Origin of the sequence: Helicobacter pylori, from assembly GCA_008032955.1 — a bacterium.
Classification (GTDB): Bacteria; Campylobacterota; Campylobacteria; order Campylobacterales; family Helicobacteraceae; genus Helicobacter; species Helicobacter pylori_DC.
In genome coordinates this window covers 1446727-1457175 of the sequence record CP032046.1, presented here as the reverse complement: position 1 = coordinate 1457175, position 10449 = coordinate 1446727, and the positions used below count along the sequence as shown (strand labels likewise).

Genomic DNA, 10449 nt, shown 5'->3' with positions numbered 1-10449 from the left:
AACCATGCTCTCTTTAAAACAAGATTCCTTTTTTTTCTTATGTTTAGGGATTTTTGGTTTTTATTTTTATAGCCTTTTAAGAGACTTAATGCCTTTTTTACCCCCGATGATTGGGTTTTTATTCTTGTTTTATGCGAAAAAATATGACCATTTTCTGCCAAGCCTAAGCGTATTTGGTTGTTTGTTTTGGTTTGAAAGCATGCATTTAAAGACTTTAGGCGTTTTGGCTTTATTGTTTTTAATCTACCATCAAATCATCTATAAAAACTCTTTAAAGCTTTTTAATGACGGCTTTTTATTCAAAACTTTGCATGTCTTTTTGGTTTATTACCTCTATTTATCGCGCTTTTTTTCGGTGTCTTTGGATTTGAAGATACTCGGTTTTCTCGCTCTTTTTGCGTTCATAGAGAGCGCTTTGTGGGGTTTGTATGAAAAATCTTCGCTATAAGCTTTTACTCTTTGTTTTTATAGGGTTTTGGGGGTTATTGGTTTTAAATTTATTTATTTTAAGCGTTAAAAATCAAGAATACTATGAAAAACTGGCCGAACGCAACATGACCAAAAAGGAATTTTTAGTCCCTACAAGGGGCAATATTACAGACAGAAATGATGAGTTTTTAGCCACTAACGAATTGGTGTTTGGCGTGTTTTTGCCTAGCGGATTGAAACAAAAAGAGCTTTTAGAAAAAATTGAAATCATCCAAAAGTTTTTTCCTAACTTTTCCAAAGAAACGCTTTTAAACGATTACCAAAAAGAAAATTCGCTTTATAACCATAACCTCATTAAAGTGGTAGGTCTCATTCCTTATGCCACCATGCAACCTCTTTATACCAAACTCATCCAAACTCAAGGCATTTTTGTGCTGCCTTTAGACAAGCGCTACTACCCTAATAACGCTTTAGCTTCGCATGTTTTAGGCTATGTGGGGGTGGCAAGCTTGCAAGATTTAAAAGACGATGAAGAGAATCAATACAGCCAGATTGTGGGCAAAACCGGCATTGAAAAAGAATACAACAAGCTTTTACAAGGCAGGGTGGGCTATAAAATCATGCGTGTCAATGCGCTCAATCAGGAATTAGCCACTTTAGAAGTAGTGCCGCCAAGCACCAATAACCACTTGCAATTGAGTTTAGACAAACGCTTGCAAAAAGAAGCGGACAAACTCTTTGAAAATAAAAGGGGGGCGATTTTAGTGATGGATGCAGAAAATGGGGAATTGCTCGTTGCAGGAAGTTACCCTGAATACAATTTGAACGATTTTGTAGGCGGGATCAGTCAAGACAAATGGCAAAAACTTCAAGATGATATTTATAACCCCTTATTAAACCGCTTCGCTAACGCCTTGTATCCGCCGGGATCTGTGGTTAAAATGGGCGTGGGGTTAAGCTTTTTAGAAAACCTTCATATCACAGAAAACACCACCATACCCACACCGCCTTTTATTGAAGTGGGTAAGCGCAAATTCAGGGACTGGAAAAAAACAGGGCATGGCAATTCCAATTTGTATAAAGCCATTAGGGAGTCCGTGGATGTGTATTTTTATAAGTTTGGGCTTGAAATCTCTATAGAAAAACTCTCTAAAACCTTAAGGGAAGTGGGCTTTGGGGAAAAAACGGGCGTTGATTTGCCGAATGAATTTGTGGGGATTGTGCCGGATAATTTGTGGAAACTCAAACGCTTCAATCAAGACTGGCACGTTGGGGACACGCTCATTACCGCTATTGGGCAAGGCTCTTTCTTAGCCACGCCCTTACAAGTGCTAGCCTACACGGGACTCATTGCGACAGGCAAACTGGCGACGCCTCATTTTGCTATCAACAACAAACAACCGCTCAAAGACCCCCTAAATAGCTTTCAAAAAAAGAAGCTCCAAGCCTTGCGCGTTGGAATGTATGAAGTGTGCAACCATAAAGACGGCACCGCTTATCATTCCACAAGAGGTTCTAAGGTTACTTTAGCGTGTAAAACCGGCACCGCGCAAGTCGTAGAAATCGCTCAAAACATCGTCAATCGCATGAAAGAAAAGGATATGGAATATTTCCATCGATCCCATGCGTGGATTACGGCATTTTTGCCTTATGAAAAACCCAAATACGCTATCACTATTCTAGTAGAACATGGGGAAGGGGGATCAAAACTAGGGGGCTTGTTAGTGAAAATGAGTAATAAACTCTATGAGCTTGGCTATCTTTAATAAGCTCCAAATCTTTTCAAAAACGCATTAACTCAAACGCTAAAGACAATCAGCCAACTTGTTTTCAACTGATTCTATCGCTCTATAACCCAGTCTAACGGGTGGTTTAAAAACTGGCCTTTATTAAAGAACACTCTAAAAGCGTAAAACTTTAATGAGATTTAGGCTTGCTGTATTTTTGGCTTTATTCTAATCGCATATTGATGGCTAAAATCTTATTTAATCTTTTTAAAAATGGGGTTTTAGTTATTTGGCTTCATCGTTTTAGATTTTATCATGATTTTCTTAAAGGGATAGAGAGGGTTATTTTGCGCCATTTCCCCCTTAAGAAATAACGCTTTTTAAGAAATTGTTGCTTGATTAACGCAAGCTCTTTTCGTTTTGTTTTAAAAAGACTTTTAGCGTTTTTAATGCTCAATGAGAAAAGAGTTTTTTATTAGCGCCTATAAAGCGCCATTCAAACTAAAGGTGAATTTTGCCTAAATGGCTTAAAAAGCCGGGATAATCGCCCCCTTATAGGTATCCAAAATGAATTTCCTGGTCTTTTCGCTTTGTAAGGCTTCAATCAGCGCTTTTATGGCTTCATCTTGCGCGTTATCCTCACGAGAGGCTACAAGATTGGCATAAGGCGAGTCCTTGTCTTCTGAAAATAAGGCTCCGGTGAGTTTTGCTTGCAAGGCATAATTCCCTGTTACAATAGCCCCATCCACATCCCCTAAAACCTTAGGCAATAGCGCGGCTTCTAAAGGCTTGATTTTGATGTTGTAAGGATTTTTGACAATATCAAACTCCGTAGCGTATAGATTGCTTGGATCTTTGAGAGCGATAAGGCCTTGCTTATGCAATAAAATCAACGCCCTGCCTTGATTGGCCGGATCGTTTGGTACAGCAATCACTGAGCCTTTTTTAAGGTTTTTAATGTCTGTGATTTTTTGAGAATAAAATCTTAAAGGCTCCACATGGATATTGGCCAAACCAACAAGGTGCATTTTTCTGTCCAAATTAAACCGATCCAAATAAGGGCGGTGCTGGAAGTAATTCGCGTCTAAAGAGCCGTCATTGAGCGCTAAATTAGGCAACACATAATCGGTAAAAGACACGATCACTAATTTGATCCCTTTCTCCTTCAAATCGTCCACGACTGATTGCAAGATTTGCGCATGCGGCACAGGGTTAGCGCCCACTTTAAGCTCACGAGTGATTTTGCGGTCTTCTTTTTTTTCTTTGTGGTGTTTGGCGTCTAAAAGATTAAAAAAACCTAAAACAATAGCGGTTACGCAAATAATACGCTTGAATATATTCATAAAAACCCCTTTATTAAAAAAAATTAATTCAAAAATGATAAAAAGATAAAACGATATGAAAACTTTAAAACTAAGCGAAGAATCAAAAAGAAAGGATTTAACCAAGAAAGAACTCTCTTGGTTAAAAGAATTAAGCCGATTAAAGCTTAATGGAATTTTCCTTAAGATACTCTGCAACGCCTTGGTGAGTTGCTTTCATGCCTTTATCGCCTTTTCTCCAACCTGCTGGGCAAACTTCACCATGTTCTTCAAAGTGTAAGAGAGCGTCTACCATGCGAAGCATTTCATCTGCATTCCTACCCAATGGCAAGTCATTGATCACCGCATGCCTTACTTTCATGTTTTTGTCAATCAAAAAAGCACCTCTCAAAGCGATCGCTTCTTCAAACAGCACATCATAGTCTCTAGAAATGCTTTTGGTAATATCAGCTACCATAGGGAAAGTTACTTGACCAATACCGCCTTTTTCTACAGGGGTGTTTTTCCATGCAAAATGCACTTGTTCGCTGTCAATAGACACGCCAATCACATTAAAGCCTTTTTCTTGGAAGTCTTTCACTCTTTTGTCAAACGCAATGATTTCTGTAGGGCATACAAAAGTAAAATCTTTTGGCCAAAAGAAAAGAATCGCACCATTCTTACCTAAATTTTTAGAAAGCTCAAAGTGTTCATCAACCTCATTGTTTCCTAAAACGGCAGGTGCTTTAAAGTCTGGGGCAAGTTTTGTAACTAACATATACAACTCCTTAAGTGTTTTAAAATTTTGTTGGATCAAAATTAAACCTAAAATAGATTTAATTTAATTATGCTTTCCACTCAATCAGTGGAAACATGGTGGAGTATAATCTTAAAAAGTTAATGAAAGGATATTTCCTTTTAAATTTTAAGATTTTGTGAAAAATAGTTTCATTTTTACTGCTTGTATTTCCTTGAAATAGTGTTATAATCGCTTCATAAATCATACAAAAGGAATTGTCATGCTGATCGCTCGCTTTAAAAAAGCTTTAATCTCTTATTCTTTAGGCACGCTTGTCGCTTCATTATTGTTGAATGTGTGCAACGCTTCAATGCAAGAAGTCAAAGTCAAGGATTATTTCGGGGAGCAAACTATAAAGCTTCCTGTTTCTAAAATAGCCTATATAGGGAGCTATGTAGAAGTGCCTGCCATGCTTAATGTTTGGAATAGGGTCGTGGGCGTTTCGGATTACGCTTTTAAAGATGACATTGTTAAAGCCACTCTCAAAGGCGAGGATCTTAAACGAGTCAAACACATGAGCACTGATCACACAGCCGCATTGAATGTGGAATTATTAAAAAAGCTTAGCCCTGATCTTGTGGTAACCTTTGTGGGTAACCCTAAAGCGGTAGAGCATGCGAAAAAATTTGGGATTTCATTCCTTTCTTTCCAAGAAACAACGATCGCAGAGGCCATGCAAGCTATGCAAGCTCAAGCCACGGTCTTAGAGATTGACGCTTCCAAAAAATTCGCCAAAATGCAAGAAACTTTGGATTTTATTGCTGAGCGTTTGAAAAATGTTAAAAAGAAAAAGGGCGTGGAGCTTTTCCATAAAGCCAATAAAATCAGCGGTCATCAGGCCATTAGCTCAGACATTTTAGAAAAAGGGGGCATAGACAATTTTGGCTTGAAATATGTTAAATTTGGGCGCGCTGACATTAGCGTGGAAAAAATCGTTAAAGAAAACCCTGAAATCATTTTCATTTGGTGGGTAAGTCCGCTCACGCCTGAAGACGTGTTAAACAACCCCAAGTTTTCCACTATTAAGGCCATTAAAAACAAGCAAGTTTATAAACTCCCCACAATGGATATTGGCGGGCCAAGAGCCCCGCTCATTAGCCTTTTTATCGCTTTAAAAGCCCACCCTGAAGCGTTTAAGGGCGTGGATATTAATGCGATGGTGAAAGATTATTATAAGGTGGTTTTTGATTTGAATGATGCAGAAGTTGAACCCTTTTTATGGCATTAATTTTTAAAAAAAGGGCGATATTTTTTAGCCCTTCGTGTATCGCGCTAGGCTTAGAACAAGCCCTATAGCGATACAATTCGCTAAAAGCGAACTCCCTCCATAGCTCAAAAACGGCACCGCTAGGCCCTTAACCGGAAAAATCCCGCCCACCCCAAAGGCGTTGATCACCAAAGAAAAACTGATGAGCAGCACCACGCCCACGCAAAATAGCGAATATTTTGGCTCTTTCAAGCGGTTAGCGATCCTAAAAATCAAAACAATCAAAACAGAAAACAAAATAAAACAAACGCATAGCCCCAAAAACCCCCATTCTTCGGCGATCCCAGCTAAGACCATGTCCGTATGCACTTCGCTCAAAAACCCAAGCTTGATTTGCCCTAGCCCAAGCCCTTGCCCAAACAACCCCCCATTATGCATGGCATTGCCTGCATGAAAGACTTGATAAGATTCGGGCAAGTCGCTTATTCTAAGAGCGTTCGCTAATTTATCCGGCAAAAGCGTGAAAAGCGAATTTTGCAAATTAGACCACCACAATTTCACGCGTAAAATCCTATGAGGGCTTGTAACAATCGCTAAAACGCTGATCGCAAGCGCCCCTAAAACAATCAAGCCAAACAAATGCGCACTCCCTCCAGAAAAGACTAACAGCATGATTAAAACTGCCCCCAAAAGAACGATCTGCCCCAAATCGTTTTGCAAAAACCCCACCCCAACCGCTAATACCACAAACACCACTGAATAAGGCCCAAAAATGATCAGTTCTTCTTTAACACTAGTCTTTTCTTTTGCCACAAAGGTGCGAGACAAACTCCACGCAAGAAAAAAAGTGAAACCAATCTTTAAAAACTCCAAAGGCGCTAGAGAGAAAAACCCCAAACGAATCCATCGCTTCGCCCCCCCAGCGCTACTGGAAAGGCTTTCTGGCAAAAAAAACATGCCAATAATGAGTAGTGATGGGACAAAAAGGAGAAAAAACCCCAAACGGCTAAACCACTTGCTAGGATCAACCCTAGACAACCCCCACATGATAACAATCCCTATGATCGCACTTAAAAGCTGGCGTATGAAAAAATGGAATTCCCCATAATGATACAGCACCACTGTGGTGTAAGTTGAGAGCGAATAGCTCATCAATACCCCCAAAAAATCAATAGCGAAGCGCAAAAAAACAGGTTTCTGTCTGTGGTCATTAGGATTTCCTTATTTTGGTTTTTGAATAGGCGTTATTTTAAGGTATTTTAGGGGTATTTTACACTATAATGGCTCTGAATTGGCTTAGCACTCCAACTTTAAGCATGCTGTGAAATTCATCGCATTCTTTGATGAAAAAGCGAGAAAAAAGCGAGCCGATTTTGGAATGCTTTTTGCATGTTATTAATTCGCAAGGGTTTAAAAAAGGGGTTTTGTATGGATTTTTCTAAAGCGTTTGGATTGGTTTATAAAGCGTTGGATTATAGGGCTTTAAGGCAAGATATGATCGCTTCTAACATCGCTAATGTGGACACCCCCTTTTACAGGCCAAAGGATTTGGATTTTGAAAGCGTTTTAGCGGAGAAAAAAGCAGAAATTTTTGAAAACCAAACCAGTAAAGTTTTGCCTTTAGCCCACACTAACCCTAGGCATTTAGACTTTGAAAATAGCGTTAAAGATGGGGCGAGCCTTTTTTTTAGAGACGGGCATTTGGCTAAAAATGATGGCAACAGCGTGGATTTAGACATAGAGACGAGTGAAATGGGCAAGAACTCTACCATGTATTTAGCCTTGAGTTCGGCCTTAAAAAAGTATCGAGGCGTGATCAATTACGCCATTGATTCCAGTAAGAATTTATAGTTAAGGGAAAGCATGTTTTTATCTTCTTTTGATATTAGCGGTTATGGCTTGTCCGCTCAACGCTTAAGGGCTAATTTGATTTCTTCTAATATCGCTAACGCTAACACCACGCGCACGAGCGAAGGAGGCCCTTATAGGAGGCAAGAAGCGGTGTTTAGGGCTTTTGATTTCAACGAGATTTTAAACCAAAAAATCGCCCAAAACCATCAAATCACCCCCTATGAAGACCCCTTAGATGAAGGCGATGACAACCCCTTAATCCCCATTACAAGCGTGGTGGTGGATAAGATTGCGCGCGATGATAGCGAGCCGTTGATGAAATACGACCCGAGCCACCCTGACGCTAACGCTCAAGGCTATGTGGCTTACCCCAATGTGAATGCGGTGGTTGAAATGGCGGACTTAGTGGAAGCGACTAGAGCCTATCAGGCTAATGTCGCAGCTTTCCAAAGCGCTAAAAACATGGCGCAAAACGCGATTGGCATGTTACAAACTTGAATGATTTGTAACAATTTATGGTAGTATAAGGAAATTTAGGTAGTATTAGCCAAAGATTCGTAGAATACAGAAATGAATAGGATATTTAATAGAGTTAAATTTTTAAAAAAGAGCTTAAGGAGGTTCTATGCAAGCCATACACAATGATAAAAGCTTATTGAGTCCTTTCTCTGAGCTTAACACGGACAACAGGACTAAAAGAGAAGAATCGGGTAACGCCTTTAAAGAACAAAAAGGTGGGGAGTTTTCTAAACTCTTAAAACAATCTATCAATGAGCTTAACAACACTCAAGAGCAGTCTGATAAAGCCTTAGCCGACATGGCGACAGGGCAGATCAAGGATTTACATCAAGCGGCTATCGCCATAGGGAAGGCCGAAACGAGCATGAAACTCATGCTTGAAGTGCGTAACAAAGCGATCAGCACTTATAAAGAGCTTTTGAGAACGCAGATCTAGTCTCTTAAAGTGGCGTCTCTTTAAATGATCGCTTGGTCCTTTTTAAAGAGAAGGGTTTGTTATTATTGCACCCCATTTTAATAGATTTTATCATCAAAAATTTGCACTCCCATGCATTGTGAAAATCCAACGCCACGCCATTTTCAAGTAAGCGCTTATGGATAATAAGAATATTGATCCTTACTTCAACCCAGAGCAATTTCTAAAAATCCAAAGAGACAAGGGTGTGGTTACGGCGCTAATCTTTTTATTGCTTTTTTTTATTTTTTTAATGGTGGCTTTTAAAAAAGCTTTTTTTGCCCAAGCCAACATGCCTAATCTAGTGATGAGCAAACAAGACACTGCGGCTAGGGGGACTATCTATAGTCAAGACAACTACAGCCTGGCCGCTTCGCAAACCCTTTTCAAACTGGGCTTTGATACAAGGTTTTTAAACCCGGATAAAGAAGATTTTTTCATTGATTTCCTTTCTATTTATAGCAATATCCCTAAAAAGTCCTTAAAAGACGCCATCAATACGAAAGGCTATATTATTCTAGCCTATGATCTCACGCCCAATATGGCCGCTAATATTAGGGACTTGAATAAGAAGTTTTTAGCCTTTGGGGTTTTTCAAAATTTCAAAGACGCGCACGATAAGGTGTGGCAAAAGCAAGGGCTAAACATTGAAGTGAGCGGCGTTTCTAGGCATTACCCTTATCAAAATAGCCTAGAGCCAATCATTGGCTATGTGCAAAAACAAGAAGAAGACAAGCTCACTTTAACTACCGGTAAAAAAGGCGTTGAAAAATCTCAAGATCACTTGCTTAAAGCCCAACAAAATGGCATAAGAACAGGCAAAAGAGATGTGAGTTTTAACTTTATTCAAAACCACTCTTACACAGAGGTTGAAAGGCTTGATGGCTATGAGGTGTATTTGAGCATTCCTTTAAAACTCCAAAGAGAAATTGAAACCCTATTGGATAAAACCAAAGACAAACTCAAGGCTAAAGAAATCCTGGTGGGCATTATCAACCCTAAAAGCGGGGAAATCTTATCGCTGGCTTCAAGCAAGCGCTTCAATCCTAACGCCATTAAAACCAGCGATTATGAAAGCTTGAATTTGAGCGTTGCTGAAAAGGTTTTTGAGCCAGGCAGCACGATTAAACCCATTGTTTATTCCTTGCTGTTGGATAAGAATTTGATCAACCCTAAAGAACGCATTGATTTAAACCATGGCTATTACCAATTAGGAAAATACACCATTAAAGACGACTTTATCCCTAGTAAAAAAGCCGTTGTGGAAGACATTTTGATCCAATCTAGCAATGTGGGCATGATAAAAATCAGTAAAAACTTAAACCCAGAGGATTTCTATAACGGACTTTTAGGCTATGGATTTTCTCAAAAAACCGGCATTGACTTATCCTTAGAAACCACAGGAAAGATCCCTCCTTTGTCCGCTTTCAAGCGTGAAGTGTTAAAGGGGAGCGTTTCTTATGGCTATGGGCTGAACGCGACTTTTTTGCAACTTTTAAGGGCTTATGCGGTGTTTTCTAATGAAGGCAAATTGACTACCCCTATTTAGTGCAACGAGAAACCGCTCCTAATGGCGATATTTACATCCCTAGCCCCAAACCCACTTTTCAAGTCATTAGCCCAAAAAGTGCTAGGAAAATGAAAGAAACTTTAATCAAAGTGGTGCGTTATGGCACAGGCAAAAACGCTCAATTTGAAGGGCTATACATAGGGGGCAAAACCGGCACGGCTAGGGTTGCTAAAAACGGGAGTTATAGCGCAGAATCCTACAACAGCTCTTTTTTTGGGTTCGCTGAAGATGAAAGGCAGGTTTTTACTATCGGCGTGGTTATCTTAGGCTCGCACGGCAAGGAAGAATATTACGCTAGCAAGATTGCAGCCCCTATTTTTAAAGAAATCACCGAAATTTTAGTGCGTTACAATTATCTATCGCCCTCTATTGCGATTCAAAACGCGTTGGAAAAAAACCGCTTTAAAATAAAATAAAAGGCTCTTTTTCAATCCAAACTCCAAAAAAGGAGTCTTAAGTTGCCGGCTCTGTGGCATTAACGCCAAATTTAGAGGACAGATTAGAAAAAGTCTGTTTAAGTTAGATTGATCCCAATTAAATAAAATGAGATCTGCATGATCCCTAGAAAAATAATCAAAACTAACCCTTAAAT

General features: G+C 39.5%; 9 protein-coding genes and 2 pseudogenes. 8 read left to right on the top strand and 3 right to left on the bottom strand.

The window, feature by feature from the left end:
• The first annotated feature begins 4 nt into the window (after positions 1–4).
• Both D2C72_07090 and mrdA read left to right on the top strand, forming a co-directional pair.
• Positions 5–448 (top strand): hypothetical protein, encoded by a 444-nt coding sequence (locus D2C72_07090; protein ID QEF43994.1) that lies wholly within the window; start codon positions 5–7, stop codon positions 446–448.
• Positions 429–2195: a penicillin-binding protein 2 gene (gene mrdA / locus D2C72_07085; GenBank protein ID QEF43993.1), complete on the top strand. Its 1767-nt coding sequence runs from the start codon at positions 429–431 to the stop codon at positions 2193–2195. The genes D2C72_07090 and mrdA overlap by 20 nt, the downstream gene beginning before the upstream one ends.
• 488 nt (positions 2196–2683) lie before the next feature.
• Here the strand turns inward: mrdA and D2C72_07080 are convergent, their stop codons facing one another.
• Positions 2684–3499, bottom strand: a complete 816-nt coding sequence (locus tag D2C72_07080) for an ABC transporter substrate-binding protein (protein QEF44205.1) — start codon at positions 3497–3499, stop codon at positions 2684–2686.
• A gap of 139 nt (positions 3500–3638) precedes the next feature.
• On the bottom strand, positions 3639–4235 hold the full coding sequence (locus D2C72_07075) for a peroxiredoxin (GenBank protein ID QEF43992.1): 597 nt from the start codon (positions 4233–4235) through the stop codon (positions 3639–3641).
• Positions 4236–4476: 241 nt separating this feature from the next.
• On the opposite strand from D2C72_07075, the gene D2C72_07070 reads away from it, so the two are divergent.
• Positions 4477–5484: an ABC transporter substrate-binding protein gene (locus tag D2C72_07070; protein ID QEF43991.1), complete on the top strand. Its 1008-nt coding sequence runs from the start codon at positions 4477–4479 to the stop codon at positions 5482–5484.
• Positions 5485–5508: 24 nt separating this feature from the next.
• Here D2C72_07070 and D2C72_07065 read toward each other — a convergent pair whose 3' ends face one another.
• Positions 5509–6636, bottom strand: a complete 1128-nt coding sequence (locus tag D2C72_07065; GenBank protein QEF44204.1) for a cell division protein FtsW — start codon at positions 6634–6636, stop codon at positions 5509–5511.
• 255 nt (positions 6637–6891) lie between these two features.
• Here D2C72_07065 and flgB point away from each other — a divergent pair, with 255 nt between their 5' ends.
• The 5 genes and pseudogenes from flgB to D2C72_07040 all read left to right on the top strand — a co-directional run bounded on the left by flgB (position 6892) and on the right by D2C72_07040 (position 10273).
• On the top strand, positions 6892–7314 hold the full coding sequence (flgB, locus tag D2C72_07060; GenBank protein ID QEF43990.1) for a flagellar basal body rod protein FlgB: 423 nt from the start codon (positions 6892–6894) through the stop codon (positions 7312–7314).
• 12 nt (positions 7315–7326) lie between these two features.
• On the top strand, positions 7327–7812 hold the full coding sequence (flgC, locus tag D2C72_07055) for a flagellar basal body rod protein FlgC (protein QEF43989.1): 486 nt from the start codon (positions 7327–7329) through the stop codon (positions 7810–7812).
• Positions 7813–7939: 127 nt separating this feature from the next.
• Complete coding sequence (gene fliE / locus D2C72_07050; GenBank protein QEF43988.1) at positions 7940–8269, top strand: flagellar hook-basal body complex protein FliE; 330 nt, start codon at positions 7940–7942, stop codon at positions 8267–8269.
• Between the two features lie 24 nt (positions 8270–8293).
• Positions 8294–8420, top strand: a pseudogene (locus D2C72_07045) (transcriptional regulator).
• A 6-nt stretch (positions 8421–8426) separates the two neighbouring features.
• Positions 8427–10273, top strand: a pseudogene (locus D2C72_07040) (penicillin-binding protein 2).
• The last annotated feature ends 176 nt before the right edge of the window (positions 10274–10449 follow it).

Bases quoted from the DNA above. Each gene is read 5' to 3' on its own strand.
- D2C72_07090 (QEF43994.1), top strand. From the start codon at position 5: ATGCTCTCTTTAAAACAAGATTCCTTTTTTTTCTTATGTTTAGGGATT.
- mrdA (QEF43993.1), top strand. From the start codon at position 429: ATGAAAAATCTTCGCTATAAGCTTTTACTCTTTGTTTTTATAGGGTTT.
- D2C72_07080 (QEF44205.1), bottom strand. From the start codon at position 3,499: ATGAATATATTCAAGCGTATTATTTGCGTAACCGCTATTGTTTTAGGT.
- D2C72_07075 (QEF43992.1), bottom strand. From the start codon at position 4,235: ATGTTAGTTACAAAACTTGCCCCAGACTTTAAAGCACCTGCCGTTTTA.
- D2C72_07070 (QEF43991.1), top strand. From the start codon at position 4,477: ATGCTGATCGCTCGCTTTAAAAAAGCTTTAATCTCTTATTCTTTAGGC.
- flgB (QEF43990.1), top strand. From the start codon at position 6,892: ATGGATTTTTCTAAAGCGTTTGGATTGGTTTATAAAGCGTTGGATTAT.
- flgC (QEF43989.1), top strand. From the start codon at position 7,327: ATGTTTTTATCTTCTTTTGATATTAGCGGTTATGGCTTGTCCGCTCAA.
- fliE (QEF43988.1), top strand. From the start codon at position 7,940: ATGCAAGCCATACACAATGATAAAAGCTTATTGAGTCCTTTCTCTGAG.